The 13,686-nt window shown below is 68.7% G+C and carries 19 protein-coding genes; 13 read left to right on the top strand and 6 right to left on the bottom strand.

The window, feature by feature from the left end:
- Positions 1 to 18: 18 nt before the first annotated feature.
- Positions 19 to 633: a recombinase family protein gene (locus D1793_RS17975; protein ID WP_119023354.1), complete on the top strand. Its 615-nt coding sequence runs from the start codon at positions 19 to 21 to the stop codon at positions 631 to 633.
- Positions 634 to 768: 135 nt separating this feature from the next.
- Positions 769 to 1,707 (top strand): replication initiation protein, encoded by a 939-nt coding sequence (locus D1793_RS17970; protein WP_119023353.1) that lies wholly within the window; start codon positions 769 to 771, stop codon positions 1,705 to 1,707.
- A 59-nt stretch (positions 1,708 to 1,766) separates the two neighbouring features.
- Here the strand turns inward: D1793_RS17970 and D1793_RS17965 are convergent, their stop codons facing one another.
- Positions 1,767 to 2,030: a hypothetical protein gene (locus D1793_RS17965; RefSeq protein ID WP_119023352.1), complete on the bottom strand. Its 264-nt coding sequence runs from the start codon at positions 2,028 to 2,030 to the stop codon at positions 1,767 to 1,769.
- Positions 2,027 to 2,968 (bottom strand): integrase domain-containing protein, encoded by a 942-nt coding sequence (locus D1793_RS17960; RefSeq protein ID WP_119023351.1) that lies wholly within the window; start codon positions 2,966 to 2,968, stop codon positions 2,027 to 2,029. Before D1793_RS17960 ends, D1793_RS17965 begins: the two co-directional genes overlap by 4 nt.
- Positions 2,969 to 3,934: 966 nt before the next feature.
- Here D1793_RS17960 and D1793_RS19575 point away from each other — a divergent pair.
- The 6 genes from D1793_RS19575 to D1793_RS17940 all read left to right on the top strand — a co-directional run bounded on the left by D1793_RS19575 (position 3,935) and on the right by D1793_RS17940 (position 6,392).
- On the top strand, positions 3,935 to 4,108 hold the full coding sequence (locus D1793_RS19575) for a hypothetical protein (protein WP_162900022.1): 174 nt from the start codon (positions 3,935 to 3,937) through the stop codon (positions 4,106 to 4,108).
- Between the two features lie 106 nt (positions 4,109 to 4,214).
- Positions 4,215 to 4,367: a hypothetical protein gene (locus D1793_RS19570; RefSeq protein ID WP_162900021.1), complete on the top strand. Its 153-nt coding sequence runs from the start codon at positions 4,215 to 4,217 to the stop codon at positions 4,365 to 4,367.
- Complete coding sequence (locus D1793_RS17955; protein ID WP_119023350.1) at positions 4,364 to 4,705, top strand: hypothetical protein; 342 nt, start codon at positions 4,364 to 4,366, stop codon at positions 4,703 to 4,705. The genes D1793_RS19570 and D1793_RS17955 overlap by 4 nt, the downstream gene beginning before the upstream one ends.
- On the top strand, positions 4,698 to 5,081 hold the full coding sequence (locus D1793_RS17950; RefSeq protein WP_119023349.1) for a hypothetical protein: 384 nt from the start codon (positions 4,698 to 4,700) through the stop codon (positions 5,079 to 5,081). Before D1793_RS17955 ends, D1793_RS17950 begins: the two co-directional genes overlap by 8 nt.
- On the top strand, positions 5,074 to 5,631 hold the full coding sequence (locus D1793_RS17945) for a hypothetical protein (protein ID WP_119023348.1): 558 nt from the start codon (positions 5,074 to 5,076) through the stop codon (positions 5,629 to 5,631). The genes D1793_RS17950 and D1793_RS17945 overlap by 8 nt, the downstream gene beginning before the upstream one ends.
- A 2-nt stretch (positions 5,632 to 5,633) precedes the next feature.
- Entirely contained in the window at positions 5,634 to 6,392 is a 759-nt protein-coding gene (locus tag D1793_RS17940) for a hypothetical protein (RefSeq protein WP_162900020.1), read from the top strand.
- Between the two features lies 1 nt (position 6,393).
- Here D1793_RS17940 and D1793_RS19565 read toward each other — a convergent pair whose 3' ends face one another.
- Positions 6,394 to 6,792, bottom strand: a complete 399-nt coding sequence (locus tag D1793_RS19565) for an entry exclusion protein 1 (protein ID WP_162900019.1) — start codon at positions 6,790 to 6,792, stop codon at positions 6,394 to 6,396.
- 211 nt (positions 6,793 to 7,003) lie between these two features.
- Here D1793_RS19565 and D1793_RS19560 point away from each other — a divergent pair, with 211 nt between their 5' ends.
- From D1793_RS19560 to D1793_RS17915, 5 genes are all read left to right on the top strand, one after another.
- Positions 7,004 to 7,255: an AlpA family phage regulatory protein gene (locus tag D1793_RS19560; RefSeq protein WP_162900018.1), complete on the top strand. Its 252-nt coding sequence runs from the start codon at positions 7,004 to 7,006 to the stop codon at positions 7,253 to 7,255.
- Positions 7,252 to 7,452: a hypothetical protein gene (locus D1793_RS17930; RefSeq protein WP_119023345.1), complete on the top strand. Its 201-nt coding sequence runs from the start codon at positions 7,252 to 7,254 to the stop codon at positions 7,450 to 7,452. Before D1793_RS19560 ends, D1793_RS17930 begins: the two co-directional genes overlap by 4 nt.
- A gap of 11 nt (positions 7,453 to 7,463) precedes the next feature.
- The gene (locus tag D1793_RS17925) at positions 7,464 to 7,739 is read left to right on the top strand and encodes a hypothetical protein (RefSeq protein WP_119023344.1); all 276 of its coding nucleotides are present in this window, start codon (positions 7,464 to 7,466) and stop codon (positions 7,737 to 7,739) included.
- Positions 7,740 to 7,741: 2 nt separating this feature from the next.
- Positions 7,742 to 7,945 carry a hypothetical protein gene (locus D1793_RS17920; protein ID WP_119023343.1) on the top strand — a complete coding sequence of 68 codons (204 nt, stop codon included), beginning with the start codon at positions 7,742 to 7,744 and terminating at the stop codon, positions 7,943 to 7,945.
- A 156-nt stretch (positions 7,946 to 8,101) separates the two neighbouring features.
- Positions 8,102 to 8,569, top strand: a complete 468-nt coding sequence (locus D1793_RS17915) for a hypothetical protein (protein WP_119023342.1) — start codon at positions 8,102 to 8,104, stop codon at positions 8,567 to 8,569.
- 1,594 nt (positions 8,570 to 10,163) lie between these two features.
- Here D1793_RS17915 and D1793_RS17895 read toward each other — a convergent pair.
- From D1793_RS17895 to D1793_RS17885, 3 genes are read right to left on the bottom strand one after another with little or no spacing between them, the layout of a single operon-like run.
- Positions 10,164 to 11,387, bottom strand: a complete 1,224-nt coding sequence (locus D1793_RS17895) for a sodium ion-translocating decarboxylase subunit beta (RefSeq protein ID WP_119023339.1) — start codon at positions 11,385 to 11,387, stop codon at positions 10,164 to 10,166.
- A gap of 11 nt (positions 11,388 to 11,398) precedes the next feature.
- Positions 11,399 to 13,222 (bottom strand): sodium-extruding oxaloacetate decarboxylase subunit alpha, encoded by a 1,824-nt coding sequence (gene oadA / locus D1793_RS17890; RefSeq protein ID WP_119023338.1) that lies wholly within the window; start codon positions 13,220 to 13,222, stop codon positions 11,399 to 11,401.
- A 56-nt stretch (positions 13,223 to 13,278) separates the two neighbouring features.
- The gene (locus D1793_RS17885) at positions 13,279 to 13,530 is read right to left on the bottom strand and encodes an OadG family protein (RefSeq protein ID WP_119023337.1); all 252 of its coding nucleotides are present in this window, start codon (positions 13,528 to 13,530) and stop codon (positions 13,279 to 13,281) included.
- Positions 13,531 to 13,686: the final 156 nt, after the last annotated feature.

Below are 13,686 nucleotides of genomic sequence, written 5' to 3'. Positions count from 1 at the left end.
ACCGCACAGGTGCCCCGCATGCTGATCCGCGCCTACCTCCGCGCCTCCACACTGGAGCAAGATGCCCAGCGCGCCGCCGCTGACCTGGAGCGCTTCGCCCAGGAGCATGGCAAGCCGATTGCCGCCCGCTATGCCGAGAACGCCAGCGGCGCCCATGCCGACCGCCCGGAGCTGCGGCGGCTGCTGGCCGATGCCCTACCCGGGGACGTGCTGCTGGTGGAGGCCGTTGACCGGCTGTCACGCATGCCGGCGTCGGACTGGAAGCGCCTGCGGTCCGAGATCGACGCCAAGGGCTTGCGGGTGGTGTCGCTGGACCTGCCGTCCAGCCATGCGGCGCTCAAGGCGCCCGAGGGTGACGAGTTCACCGCCCGGGTCCTGGACGCGGTCAACGGCATGCTCCTGGACACCCTGGCCGCCGTGGCACGCAAGGATTACGAGGATAGGCGGCGCCGGCAGGCGCAAGGGATCGCCAAGGCGAGGGAGGCCGGCAAGTACCAGGGCAAGCCGCGCAACCGGGAGAAACGGCAGCGGGTGGCGGCGCTCCTGGAGGCCGGTTTCAGCATTCGCCGCGCAGCCGAGATCGCAGGCGTGAGCCCGTCGACGGTGCAGAGTGTGAAGCGGGAAGGCGTGTGACGCTGGACGCCAGCGGCGCCGGAGGGTTACAACAACAACCGGACCGCCTGAGGCGGAAAAGACAACGCCCCCACCCCGGAGATCTTGGCGGATAGACGGGATGAGGGCGCCACGTGCGAAACGCGTGAGGAGATTATGGCCCACCCCTGGCCGGCCTGCCAAGAGCAGCCGGGTACAACATTCGACCTCTTCCGCGACCGGCTGCCCCGGGCGCCCTACCACACAGACGAGCTGTCCGAGGGGCTGCGCATCGCCTACCGCCACCAGGCGGAGGCATCGCGCTACATCCAGCCCAACGGCCCGACTCATCGTTACTGGCTGGTCTATGACGTGGACCGCTCCGGCGCCGCCCTGGACTGGAGCGACCGCAACGCGCCCCCGCCGTCGATCGTGGCCACCAACCCTGCCAACGGCCACGCCCACCTCCTGTACGGCCTCCAGGTGGCCGTCCGCACGGCGCCTGACGCGAAATCTGGCCCGTTACGCTACCTGGCCGCCGTGGATTGCGCGCTGAGGGAGGTACTGGAGGCAGATCCGGGCTACTCCGGCCTGATATGCAAGAACCCGCTGCGCTCCGACGCCTGGAGGGTGGCCAGCTGGGAGCCGCGGCTCTACGAGCTGGGCGACCTGGACAGCTGGCTGGACCTGAGCGCCTACAGCGACCGCCGCCGCCGCCTGCCGGACTACGGGCTGGGAAGAAACTGCAACCTGTTCGAGTCGCTGCGGCGCTGGGCTTACCGGGCCATCCGGCAGGGCTGGCCCGACTACCGCCGATGGCTGGAAGCGGTCCACCAGCGCGCCCGGGGCTACAACGCCCAGTTCCCCGAGCCGCTGCCCGCGAATGAGGTGCGCCACACCTCCGTGAGCGTGGCGAAGTGGACCCACCAGCACATGAGCCCGGCAGGCTTCTCCGCCGCTCAGTCCGCGCGCGGCGCCCGCAAGGGGGCCAAGCGCCGGGAGGCGCTGTTGCCGCTGGTCCTGGAGCTTGCCCAGGAAGGCAGGACGCAGCGGGAGATCGAGAGCGTGACCGGCGTTCCTCAGAAAACCATCAGCCGCTGGCTCAGTCGGGCTTGAGTCAAAGCCATATCAGATAATAGAGCCCGGAGGGCTGTCGCGAGTGAGCGGAAGCCATATCAGCTCTCCGGCCTTGGCGGCTCACCAGGGCGGCCCATCACCCGCCACAGCAGCCGGATGGCGTACCAGTGGTCGCGGGCCGTGGTGGGCGCGTAGCCCTTGGCCGCGAAGTACCGATGCACATGGCCCCGGCCTGTCTGCCGGGGATCGCAGCCGCACCAGGCCACGAACTCCTCCACCCGCTTCAGCTGCCGGCGTCTGGCCGTCTTGCCGCCCTTGGCGCCGTGCTGGTGGAGCGCGTGGCGAATGTCGCGCGGGATCATCGCATCGACCCCAGGTAGGAGACGGTGATGGCAATCCGTGAATGGCCCAGCTCGTGGGCCACCACCAGGCGGGCCGCCCGATCCGCTGTCCGGCTGGCCTGGCCGCCCATCATCCGAGGGAGGTGGCCCGTCTCCTGCCGGTAGCGGTCCACCGCGTAGGCGGCCCGGAGATCGTGAAGCCTGCCGATGCCCTGCCCCTGGAGCGCTTCCCGCGCCTCCCTGAGCCCACCAGCCCGCCATTGCGCCCATGTCTGGGCGGCGGGCACCAGGCTGCGCGCCTGACCCTGCACAGCGGCGGCCCTGGCCAGCGTCGCCAGCTGGCCGGGGTGGGTTATCGGCACCTCCCGGACGCGCCCGCCCTTCGTGCCGGCGGAGATCGTCACCGCGCCCCGCTCCTGGCCCTCCTGGAGCGCCCGCCCGGCATCGAGCAGGCTGGCTTCCTTGCCCCTGAGCCCGAAATCCCGGGCCAGCTCCACCACCGCCGCGCCGTGGGCATTGCCCCCGCCGCGCAGCTGGTCCGCCACGCTCGCCACCGTGGCCCTGTCGAGCCCGCCGGGGGCCTCTGTGCGCACGTTGACCCGGGCGGCTATCCCGCCGTCCCTCGTGGGGCTCACGCTGGTCCACGCGCCCCGGGTGGCGAGCGTCATCACCGTGTTGACGGCGCTCACCAGATTCTGGCCATAGGCCGGCGACAGCTCCTCCGCCCTGACCCTGGCCGCGATGTCCTGCGCGTAGGACGCCACCAGCTGCCCTGTGACGCCTTCCAGGCGCCGGACGCCCTCTCCCTTGGCATAGTCCGCGAACGCCTGCCAGCGGTCCCCCACGGCGGCGGCGGAGGCATACGCCATGCTGCCCTCCCGGGCCGCCGCGTTCGCCGCGAACTGGCCCGCCTTGCCCATATCCCGGGTCCTGAGCCCGTAGTTGTTGCCCTTGGCCATGCCTGGCTCCTCGTGCTGCGGATGGTGTAGCCCCCATGCCCCGTCGATTCGGTAAGTGATACGCGCCTCTGTGACGGCGGGCGCAAACCGTGGGGGTGCCGCTTTCGCAACGCAGGCGGCGGACTGCGGACTGGCTTTGGCAAAGGGTGACGGCGTCCCATGCGGGTGCTATGGCGCGGGGCTGCGCATGCTGGTGGCGTTGCCACCGGCTCCGGCGTAGGCACGAGGCCCGCCCTGGAGAGGGCGCCCGGGATCGCGGTCACGTCACGACGCTGAGGCGTCGTCTTGAGGGTCACGGCGTTGCGCCGTTGAGTGGTTTCGTCGGCTTTCGTCCGACGGAGGAGCCCGGGAGGCCGCATGGCAGCGGCGGTCGCGGGGCCTGAGGCCCCGCGTCTCTGTGCTGTCGCTACAGAGACGCGGGATGACGGCGTCGCATGCGCTGGGCGGCATGCTGGCACGGGTGCGCATAGCGTCGGCGGTAGACAGCCTGCGAAGCGCTGGGCACAAGCGCCCAGACACGCAGCGTCAGCAGCATGCGACACCGTCAGTCAGTGAGCCCGGTTGGGCTGGAGGAGTCACCGCGAAGCGCGGTGCCACGGAGAGCCCCGTGGATCATGCATGGCCGGTTGCAGTGAGCGCGCGGCGATTCATCCGCACCAGGGCAGGGCGGAGGGTCCAGGCACGCCCGAGGGAGGCGTGGCGGGAGAAGAAACGACCAGCGCCGAAGCGCTGGACGCGAGATGCAGTAAGCCCGAGGGCTGTGCCGCAAGGACCGGGGGTGGTCACAGGGGCAGGCGAATACTGTTTGTTGCTAACCGGGGCCAGTTACCCCGGACCGCCAGCGGCGATAGGTGCACCACCGAATGTATCACCGGGGCATCGAATCGGGAAGAGGGCTTGACGCCCCCGTGTGGCGTGCTATGTTTGCATGCAAGCACGCAAACAACGCAGCTAGAGGATTCCCCAGTGTCACAGCGAGTCACCGTCGCCGCGAGAGTCGACAAGCCGGTAATTGACGCCCTGGAGGAGATTGCCCGGCATCGCCGGCAGTCCACCGGCGAAGACCTGCGCAAGGCGGACTTGATCCGTGAGGCGCTGGAGGAGTACGTCAGGACGCACCTGCCAGACCGGAAGCCCTGACGTGAAACGGCCCCGCGACGGTTGCAGCCGTCCGAGGCCATGGCATCACCGGAAGCACTTTAACGCCAGCCCAACGCCAGAAATGGCAAATGAGAGGAATGCCCCGATGACACACCCCCATTCTAGCGCAATCGGCGCCCTGAATCGCGCCCAGCTGGCCCGGCTGCTGGAGATCCTGGAGCCCTTCCGCCACGAGCCCGTGACCGTCGCTGTCATGGCCCTGGCTGCCCGCCTGGCCCGTCAGGAGGTGGCCCAATGAACCGCGACGACCTGCCCCGCCTGCGGCCCCTGGCCGATACCCACCATGCCGGGGCCGCTGCGCTGCTGGTGGACGAGGCCGCCGGCCCCGAATCCCTGCACCAGGAGGCGTCCCGCCGCCTGTCCGCCGTGCAAGCGCTGATGTTCTCCGCCACGTTCGCCGCCGAATCCCGCGAACTGGAGGGCCATGACCTTGCCGGCTTCGCCCAGGCCGCCCAGATCCTGGCCGCCGATGCCATGGAGCTGGTGGACGCCCTCCACCTGGCCCACGACCGCGCGGCGTGGTGCGCCCTGCGGAAAGTCGCTACCCGTGCACAGAAGGAGACTGACCATGTCTGACATCAAGGCGTTGGCTCGCCGCGTGAGGAGCGCCGGCAGCGCCGTGGCCAAGGAGGGCAGCCGCCTCCAGGCGAAGGGCGAGACGCTGGAAGCCGATACCCTGGCCGAATCCGTCCAGGAGCTGATGGCCGCGACGGAGACGCTGGAGCTGTGGCGCCTGCGTCAGGCCGAGGAGCTGCGGCGCATCGCCCTGGCCGTCGCCACGCAGCGCGCCCAGCTGGACATGTGGGCGCGGCATGATGGCCCCGAGATGCGCGCCCGGGAGCGGGTGGCATTCAACAAGGCCGCCAACATCACCAGCGGCACCGCTGAGACGCTGGGCGAGATCGCCCAGCAGCTCGACCCCCGCGACCTGGAGGAGAACGACCATGCCTGAAGTCATCCACCGCATCGACCGCCCGTTCACTGAGGGCACCATCGAGGTCTACGGCGATCCAGCCAATGGTTGGTACGAATGGCGCATCCTGGAGCGTGGCGCGGTGATCCGCGATACCAAAACGGCAGGCTATGGCGCGGCTTCCATCGCCCTGCGCGATGCCCTCAACCATGACGAGCCGCCGCAGGATGGCACCGCCATCGACAGAGCGTGGGCGCAGCTGGGCGCCCTGGCCACCGTCCTGGAGGGCATCCCCGAGGGAGACCGCGCGGCGAGCCTGATCCACGACGCGAGGGACGCCATTGCCGGCGACGGGAGATGGCCGGAGCCCGCCGACCTCTCCGACGAGTTCAAGGCCAACGTCGCCACCTGGCAGTACAAGGGCAACCTGTGGGGCGGCCTGCACATCGTCAAGGACGTGAGCGGCCTGATTCACCCCATGGTGGCCGATTACGGCAACTTCGAGACGCTGCACAGCGGCGGCCTCTACGGCTCATGGGCCGAGGCGTTCGCCGCCTTTGGTGCCGCCCTGGACGCGTGGGAGAAGTAGCGATGGGGAAGCGGCGCTGGGGTAAGCGGCTATGCCGGGGCTGTGGCCACGAGCTGAGCGCAAGCCAGGGCTCGAAGGAGACATCGCCCGGCAATCGCGAGGTGCGCTGGCACTGCAAGCGCTGCGGGGCACGCTTCAAGAGCCAGGAAGCCGCCTTCGACGCCTGCTATCACGCGGCGTGGGAGTGGATCGCGGATGACCAGGGGCGCCCCTTCCTCCAGCTGGACGTGGAGGGCTGGCCGATCCTCACCCGCCTGTGCATTCAGCGCCTGGAGAAGCCGACACGTGTCGCTCCGTGGCAGGCCGTGACACCGAGTGGTGAGCGCCTAGCCGGCCTCGAGGTCACCAACGGCGGGCCGCTGGACCGGCTGATTGTCGCCCTGATCAACCAGCGGCTGGACGCCCTGAACCGAGGCGAGGAGATCGCGCCTTCAGTGATGCCGCACCTTCGCCCAGGGCAGCGGGAGAAGACCCCGGAGATGGGCTGGGCCTGGCAGCCGTTCGGCTATGGCGTGCATCACCTGACGCTGACCCTGGACGGCTGGCCCGTGGAGGTGGGGGCCTACCTGCTGGAGATCCACCGAGACCCCGAGTCCGGCGTCTGGCAGGCCATCACGGCCAGCGGCGAGCGTGTGGAGCACGTGGAGGGCCTCCCGGGCGGTGCCGTGGGCGATGTCGTGGCGCAGCTCTACAACGAGCGGCTGGCTTTCCTGCGCGCCAATGATGCCGCCCTGGTCCAGGTCACCCCGCGCGGCGGCTGACTCAATGACGGCGAGACTCGAACCGGGCCAGCACGTCCTCCAGGGAGCGCACCTCGTCGGGGCGGTCCTGCCGAGGGGGCGGCTCAGGCTCAGCCGGGGCGGGCAGGGCAAGCTGCTGACGCAGCTCCGCGACCTCCCGGCGTAGTGCCTGAAGCTCCTCCAGCATCGCGCGCCACACCAGTGCCTCACCTTCGCGTGTCACCCCTACCGCTGGGTGTGTGTCATTTCCGTGTCGCTGGCCGGGCGGTTCCCCATAGACGCGAATCAGCTCCGCGAGATCCAGAGCGCGACGCCCCGACCCGAGAACCTGATAACTGAGCCTCCCGGCGTCCATGTGGCGGTACAGCGTCTTGCGCTGTTTGCCGTAGAGCCTGGCCGCTTCCGCGATGGAGAGTTGCATGTGTCGAAGTGTGGTCCTGACGTGTCATCGGCGAGTGTGTCACCGCCCATTCTGGCTCATTTCGGCGCCCGACACCCGGGGCAAGCCGGCTATCACGCCAGCGCCCGGACCAAATGTCCTCAAACTCCCGGTTTTAAGGACATCCCGACCCCACGGGCTTGAAAAGATCGCTCACCATGTCTGCGAGCGCCCCAGATCCACAGGAGGAAGCATGGCTGAGGCAACCAACGAACTGCGCATCATGAGCGATGACGAGGTGGCCCGAATCACCGGCCTCTCCCGTGGCACCCGCTACACGCTCACCGCCCGGGGAGAGTTCCCGTCGCCCGTCTGGATCACCAGCCGGACGCGGGGATACCTGAGCGACGAGGTTTACGCCTGGCTGGAGAACTGCCGAGACAAGCGCACCACCCGCCAAGTGAAGCCATGGACCCCCGAAACCTCACGAGGAGCCGCCCAATGACGGCCATCAAGCTGACCCATGGCGGCCAGCGCCTGGACCTGAGCGAACACGAGGCCGTGAGCCTGCACAACGCCCTGACCCAGGCCCTGGACGCGGCGGGCATCGATCCGCTGAAGCATTCCACCCTGAAGGCGCCCAACGGCGTCCAGACCTTCCAGCGCGGTGACCAGCGCGCATCGATCCTGACTGACTGCTGAGGAGACGCCCCATGTCGACCAGGCACCGCAATATCTTGAGATTGACCCGCCCCGGCGGGGGAAGGCTGGAGATCCACCCGGATGAATGGCCCGCCCTGCAACAGGCAGTGACCGATGCCCTCCAGCTGGAGGCCGATCCGGCGGTTTCTTACGAAGAACTCCCTCAAGGGAAGTTCCGGGCGCCTTCCCCTCTCGGGGATGCCCGTACGCTGACCGCCGAGTTTGTTCGCTTCGGCGTAGACCGGCCCCTGGCAGGCCATCACCGGACCAACTTCGGGAGCGACTGAGCATGGCAGAGCGAGTCATCACCCTGACCGTGGGAAGCGCCTCGATGCCGTTCTATGCGCAGGACTGGCCGGCGGTGAAACAGGCTGTCGAGGAGGCGCTGGCAGGACGCAGCAATCACGGTTACTGCGTGCCAGGGAAGCGTGAGCGCGTCCAGGCAGCGCGATTCACCGTGGCGGACAAGAGCCGCCTAGCTGCCGAGGCATGAACGAAGAAACGCCCCGGGGCACCACCCCCGAGGCGTTTCAAGAATTGGGCCACCGCCCATAACCCGAACCGCACCACTAGCGATCACGAGTCAGGCACCAGTATAGCGAAAACGGGTAAACCTGACACGTGGGCGCCCTGAGAAGGACCGCTCCACATGACCTACGCCATTATCCCCCCGACACCAGGCTATCCCGAGCTGGTGACCGACATCCCCGCCCGCGACCAGGGCTCCGTCGAGGCCGGCGCGCGGGCCGCTGAGCTGTGGATGGCCCGCCCGTGGGATGACCTCCAGCCCTACTACGCCCACCTGAATGAGGTCCTTCCCGACAGGTTCCATGAGCACCGCGACGCCTTCACGGCGGGCTACCTTGGCCGCATCCACCAGCACCTCCGCACGCCCCGCGTGGCAGGCCGTGGCCAGCAGCTGGTCAGCGGCAGCGACGAGCTGACCGTGGTGCTGTTCAACATGCTCAAGGATGTGGCCGCCCAGAGCAGCAAGGGCAAGCTCAAGGCGAAGAGCTTCCAGGCCCGCGACCTGATGCGTCGCGTTGAGCAGTTGGCCAACGCCATGCACGACGTGACCGACGAGGTGAACGGCATGGCAGGGGGCCGCCATGAGTGACAACAAGATCCGCGCCGTTGCCCAGGCGGCGGCGCCCCATGCCGAGCGGCTGGTGATGGCCTGGCTGCCGGAGGGAAAGCGCAAGGGTGACGAGTGGGAGGCATGCAACCCGGTTCGCGGCGACCGCAAGCCTGGCAGCTTCTCCGTCAACCTGAGCAGCGGCGCCTATTACGACTTCGCCGACCCCGACGCCAAGGGCGGCGACCTGGTATCGCTCCGCGCCTACCTGGACGGCATCCGCCAGGGGGACGCGGCCCGGGTTATCGACAACGAGCTGGGCTTGGGGCTCTTCCAGGAAGGCGGCTCCGCGAAGCCTGACCCGGAGACTCAGGCCCGTCGCGAGGAGGCCCGCAACCGCCACGACCAGAAGCGCGCCCAGGAGGAGGAGGCTCAGCGGAAGTCCCAGGCGGACAATGCCGCGCGCGCCCAGCGCGAATGGGAGGCCGCGCGCCCTGCCGATCCTGCCCACCCCTACCTGGCCCGCAAGGGAGTCCCCGCCTACAACCTCCGGCAGGAGGGGGAGCGACTGGTGGTCCCGCTCTACCACCAGGGCCAGCTGGTCAACCTGGAGCGCATCGCCGCAAACGGCGACAAGCGCGGCATGAAGGGCGCACGCAAGAAGGGCGCCTATACCCTGATTGGTCGCCTGACCGCTCAGGCCCGCCGCGTCTACGTCTGCGAGGGGTGGGCCACCGGCGCCTCCCTGCACCGTGCGACCGGCGAGCCAGTCGTGTGCGCCATGACCGCGAACAACCTGGCATTGGTGGCCAGCGAGATCCGCGCCAAGTTCGGACCCGACATCGAGATCCTGATTGCCGGCGATGAAGACCGCGACCAGGAGAACAACCCGGGCCGCCTGGCGGCGCTCAAGGCGGCGGAGAAGGCGCGCGGTACGGCGCTCTTCCCCGAGAAGCCGGCAGACACCCCAGAGGACGCGAAGTGGGACTTCAACGACCTGGACGCGGCCCTTGGCGACCAGGGGGCGACGCTCCTCGAGAACGCGGTGTCCATCGTGCCAGCCCGGCCCGCGGCTGACCCCATCGAGCGCCCAAGCTTCCGGGTCTACGAGAACTGGACCGAGATCGACGGCAACAGGTACGCCCCTGGCGTGTGGCTGCACACGATCAAGGCCGGCGATGACGGCGGCGTTCCCGTCGACACCCGCATTTGCGCCCCGCTCCACGTGGTGGCCAAGACCTTCAACGTCGAGGAAGGTCGGACGGGGCTGATGCTGCGCTTCACCAACAGCACCACGCGCCGGGAAGCCGAGTGGGTCATGCCCATGCGCTACCTAGCCGGCAAGGCGGACAAGCTGCTGGAGATCCTGATGGAGATGGGGCTGGAGGTCACCCACCGGCAGCGTCCCGCCGTCCAGGAGTACATCGCCAGTCGGCAGAGCGTGAGCGAGCGCCTGGAGACCATGAGCCGGCCCGGCTGGTACGAGGGCGACGCCAACCCGCTGAGCTGTTTCGTGCTGCCGGATGGCCCCATTGGACGGGATGACGTGGTGTGGCAGGACTCCGGCAAGGTGCCGAGCCCCTTCACCCGGCGCGGCTCCCTGGAGGGCTGGCAACGCGATGTCGCGCCGCTGGCCTCAGCCCAGGTACTTGATCATCACCCCCGCGGCCACCGCCGAGCCGATCACCCCGGCCACGTTGGGCCCCATGGCGTGCATCAGCAGGAAGTTGTGCGGGTTGGACTCCAGCCCCACCTTGTTGGCCACCCGGGCTGCCATGGGCACCGCGGAGACCCCGGCGGCGCCGATCAGCGGGTTGATCGGCATCTTGCTCATCACGTTCATCAGCTTGGCCATCAGGATGCCGGCGGCGGTGCCGATGGCGAAGGCCACCATGCCCAGCGCCATGATCCCCAGGGTCTCCAGGGCCAGGAAGCTCTCGGCCATCAGCCGCGAGCCCACGGCCAGGCCCAGCACGATGGTGACGATGTTGATCAGGGCGTTCTGGGCGGTGTCGGTCAGGCGCTCGACCACGCCGCACTCGCGCATCAGGTTGCCGAAGCAGAACATCCCCAACAGCGGCGCGGCGTCCGGCAGGAACAGCGCCACCAGCATCAGCAGGGCCAGCGGGAAGACGATCTTCTCGAGCTTCGACACCGGGCGCAGCTGCGTCATGGTGATCTCGCGCTCCTTCCTGCTGGTCAAGAGCTTCATGATCGGCGGCTGGATCATCGGCACCAGCGCCATGTAGGCGTAGGCGGCCACGGCGATGGCCCCCAGCAGCTCCGGGGCCAGCACGCTCGACACGTAGATCGAGGTGGGGCCGTCGGCGCCGCCGATGATGCCGATGGCGGCGGCCTGCTCGAGGGAGAAGTCCATCCAGCCCAGGGCCGACAGGCCCACCGCGCCGAACACCGTGGCGAAGATGCCGAACTGCGCCGCCGCGCCCAGGAACAGGGTGCGCGGGTTGGCCAGGAGCGGCCCGAAGTCGGTCATCGCCCCCACGCCCATGAAGATCAGCAGCGGGGCGATGCCCGAGGCGACCGCGACCTGGTAGAAGGTGTAGAGCAGGCCGTCGCCGTAGCCGACGTTCATGGCCACGTCCTTGGCGGCACGCAGCTGGTCCGGCGAGGCGCCGTGGTCGACCAGCGCCTTGAGGGTGGCCCGCCAGGCCTCCTCGCCGGCCAGCGGGTCCAGGGTCGCCCCCAGCGCCATGGCCATCTGGTGGAGCACCGCGGGGCGCGCCACCTCGATGGCCTGGTCCAGGGCCGAGATGGCCAGGCCCGCCTCGGGAATGTTGGCCTGGCCGAGGGTCAGGTTGTAGGCCCCCGAGCCATACCAGAGGGTTACCAGCTTATCCATGGTGAGGCCCCTTAGAGCTCGATGAGGACGTCACCGACGGCGACGCTGTCGCCCTCGCCGACCTTGACCGCGGAGACGGTACCGGCGCTCGCCGCACGCACCTCGGTTTCCATCTTCATGGCCTCGAGGATGATCACCACGTCGCCCGCCTTGACCGCATCGCCCGGGCGCACGTTGACCTTGAAGATGTTGCCAGCCAGCGGCGCGCTGATCACCTCGCCGGTGGCGGCCGGCGCGGCCTCGGCGGCGGGCTGGGCGGCAGCGCCCTGCGCCTGGACGTCGGCGATCTCGCCGCCCTCGGCGACCTCGACCACGTAGGCCTTGCCGTTGACCTTGACGGTGTAGGTCTCGGGGCCGGCCGGCGCGCCTGCACTGACGGCAGGCGACTTGGCCTGCGGCGAAGCGGCCGGCAGGTTGGCGCTCGCGTCGGGCGCCTGGGGCGCCGGCTCGAAGGCGTCGGGGTTGTCGCGGTTCTTGAGGAACTTCAGGCCGATCTGCGGGAAGAGCGCATAGGTGAGCACGTCATCGATCTCGCGCTCGCCCTCGGCCAGGCGGATGCCGTCGGCCTTGGCCTTCGCCTTGAGCTCCTTGGTCAGCGTGTCCATCTCCGCCTCGAGCAGGTCGGCGGGGCGGCAGGTGATGGGCGCCTTACCCTCCAGCACGCGGGCCTGCAGCTCCTTGTTGAAGGGCGCCGGCGCGGCGCCGTACTCGCCCTTGAGCAGCGCCTGGACCTCCTTGGAGATGGACTTGTAGCGCTCCCCCATCATCACGTTCATCACCGCCTGGGTGCCGACGATCTGGGAGGTGGGGGTGACCAGCGGGATGAAGCCCAGGTCCTCGCGCACCCTCGGGATCTCCTGGAGCACGTCGTCGAGCTTGTCGCCGGCGCCCTGCTCCTTGAGCTGGCCCTCCATGTTGGTCAGCATGCCGCCCGGCACCTGGGCGATCAGGATGCGCGAGTCGATGCCCTTCAGCGAGCCCTCGAAGGCGGCGTACTTCTTGCGCACCTCGCGGAAGTAGGCGGCGATCTCCTCGAGCAGCGCGAGGTCCAGGCCGGTGTCGCGCTCGGTGCCCTGGAGGATGGCCACCACCGACTCGGTGGGGCTGTGGCCATAGGTCATCGACATCGAGGAGATGGCGGTGTCGACGTTGTCGATGCCCGCCTCGGCGGCCTTGACGATGGTGGAGGTGGAGAGGCCGGTGGTGGCGTGGCACTGCATGTGGATCGGGATGTCCACCGCGGCCTTGAGCTTGGTGACCAGCTCATAGGCGTCATAGGGCTTGAGCAGGCCGGCCATGTCCTTGATGCACAGCGAATCGGCGCCCATGGCGGCGATGGTCTTGCCGAGCTCGACCCAGCCGTCCAGGGTGTGCACCGGGCTCACCGTGTAGGAGAGGGTGCCCTGGGCGTGGCCCTCGACGTTGCGCACCGCCTGGATGGCGCGCTCCAGGTTACGCGGGTCGTTCATGGCGTCGAAGACGCGGAAGACGTCGACGCCGTTGGTCCTGGCGCGCTCGACGAAGCGGTCCACCACGTCGTCGCCGTAGTGGCGGTAGCCGAGCAGGTTCTGGCCGCGCAGCAGCATCTGCTGGGGGGTGTTGGGCATGGCCGCCTTGAGCTCGCGGATGCGCTCCCAGGGGTCCTCGCCCAGGTAGCGGATGCAGGCGTCGAAGGTGGCCCCGCCCCAGGACTCCAGCGACCAGAAGCCGACGCGGTCGAGCTTCTCGGCGATGGGCAGCATGTCATCGAGGCGCAGGCGGGTGGCGAACAGCGACTGGTGGGCGTCACGCAGGACGACGTCGGTGATACCGAGCGGGCGAGCGGTGTCAGTCATTGGCTTGACCTTGTCGTAATAGTGAAGGGAACGTCGGGAAAGCGGGGACGCCGGCGTCAGCGACGATGGCGCTGACGGTAGCGATGCAGGGCGGCGCCGATCACCGCCATCAGCTCGTCATCCTGGCGGGGGGGCGCCGGCGAGCGAGCGGGCGTGGCGGCGGGCGCGGGCGGCTCGGGGGCGAGGCGCCGGATCACCAGCGACATCAGGGTGGTCACGATCACCAGAACGGTAAGAAAAACAAAAACGAAGCCCATGCCGAGCCCCATCAGGGCCAGGCCCTCTTCCAGCAGTTCCACATCCTGCATGCCGTGCCTCCGTATCAATCGTCAGCCACCGTGCCGCCAACACTCAGCAAGATAGCGTCTTGCGCAAATTTTCCGATGGTATAACCTGCCACACTCCCGTCAGATTGCAATGAGGGCATGGTGGAAGTCAGCGTTGTTAATTTACTACAAGACTGT

The sequence above is a fragment of the Halomonas sp. JS92-SW72 genome (genome assembly GCF_003547075.1).
Taxonomy (GTDB): Bacteria; Pseudomonadota; Gammaproteobacteria; order Pseudomonadales; family Halomonadaceae; genus Halomonas; species Halomonas alkalicola.
Note: the sequence above shows the minus strand (reverse complement) of the source record. Positions and strands in the feature narration are given on the sequence as shown.

Excerpts from the sequence above, each read along its gene's own strand:
- D1793_RS17960 (WP_119023351.1), bottom strand. The coding sequence starts at position 2,968 with ATGGCCAAGGGCAACAACTACGGGCTCAGGACCCGGGATATGGGCAAG.
- D1793_RS17940 (WP_162900020.1), top strand. The coding sequence starts at position 5,634 with ATGGGGAAGCGGCGCTGGGGTAAGCGGCTATGCCGGGGCTGTGGCCAC.
- D1793_RS17920 (WP_119023343.1), top strand. The coding sequence starts at position 7,742 with ATGGCAGAGCGAGTCATCACCCTGACCGTGGGAAGCGCCTCGATGCCG.
- D1793_RS19565 (WP_162900019.1), bottom strand. The coding sequence starts at position 6,792 with ATGCAACTCTCCATCGCGGAAGCGGCCAGGCTCTACGGCAAACAGCGC.
- D1793_RS17955 (WP_119023350.1), top strand. The coding sequence starts at position 4,364 with ATGAACCGCGACGACCTGCCCCGCCTGCGGCCCCTGGCCGATACCCAC.
- D1793_RS17885 (WP_119023337.1), bottom strand. The coding sequence starts at position 13,530 with ATGCAGGATGTGGAACTGCTGGAAGAGGGCCTGGCCCTGATGGGGCTC.
- D1793_RS17950 (WP_119023349.1), top strand. The coding sequence starts at position 4,698 with ATGTCTGACATCAAGGCGTTGGCTCGCCGCGTGAGGAGCGCCGGCAGC.
- D1793_RS19570 (WP_162900021.1), top strand. The coding sequence starts at position 4,215 with ATGACACACCCCCATTCTAGCGCAATCGGCGCCCTGAATCGCGCCCAG.
- D1793_RS17915 (WP_119023342.1), top strand. The coding sequence starts at position 8,102 with ATGACCTACGCCATTATCCCCCCGACACCAGGCTATCCCGAGCTGGTG.
- D1793_RS17925 (WP_119023344.1), top strand. The coding sequence starts at position 7,464 with ATGTCGACCAGGCACCGCAATATCTTGAGATTGACCCGCCCCGGCGGG.
- D1793_RS17965 (WP_119023352.1), bottom strand. The coding sequence starts at position 2,030 with ATGATCCCGCGCGACATTCGCCACGCGCTCCACCAGCACGGCGCCAAG.
- D1793_RS17930 (WP_119023345.1), top strand. The coding sequence starts at position 7,252 with ATGACGGCCATCAAGCTGACCCATGGCGGCCAGCGCCTGGACCTGAGC.
- D1793_RS17970 (WP_119023353.1), top strand. The coding sequence starts at position 769 with ATGGCCCACCCCTGGCCGGCCTGCCAAGAGCAGCCGGGTACAACATTC.
- D1793_RS17945 (WP_119023348.1), top strand. The coding sequence starts at position 5,074 with ATGCCTGAAGTCATCCACCGCATCGACCGCCCGTTCACTGAGGGCACC.
- D1793_RS19560 (WP_162900018.1), top strand. The coding sequence starts at position 7,004 with ATGGCTGAGGCAACCAACGAACTGCGCATCATGAGCGATGACGAGGTG.
- oadA (WP_119023338.1), bottom strand. The coding sequence starts at position 13,222 with ATGACTGACACCGCTCGCCCGCTCGGTATCACCGACGTCGTCCTGCGT.
- D1793_RS17895 (WP_119023339.1), bottom strand. The coding sequence starts at position 11,387 with ATGGATAAGCTGGTAACCCTCTGGTATGGCTCGGGGGCCTACAACCTG.
- D1793_RS17975 (WP_119023354.1), top strand. The coding sequence starts at position 19 with ATGCTGATCCGCGCCTACCTCCGCGCCTCCACACTGGAGCAAGATGCC.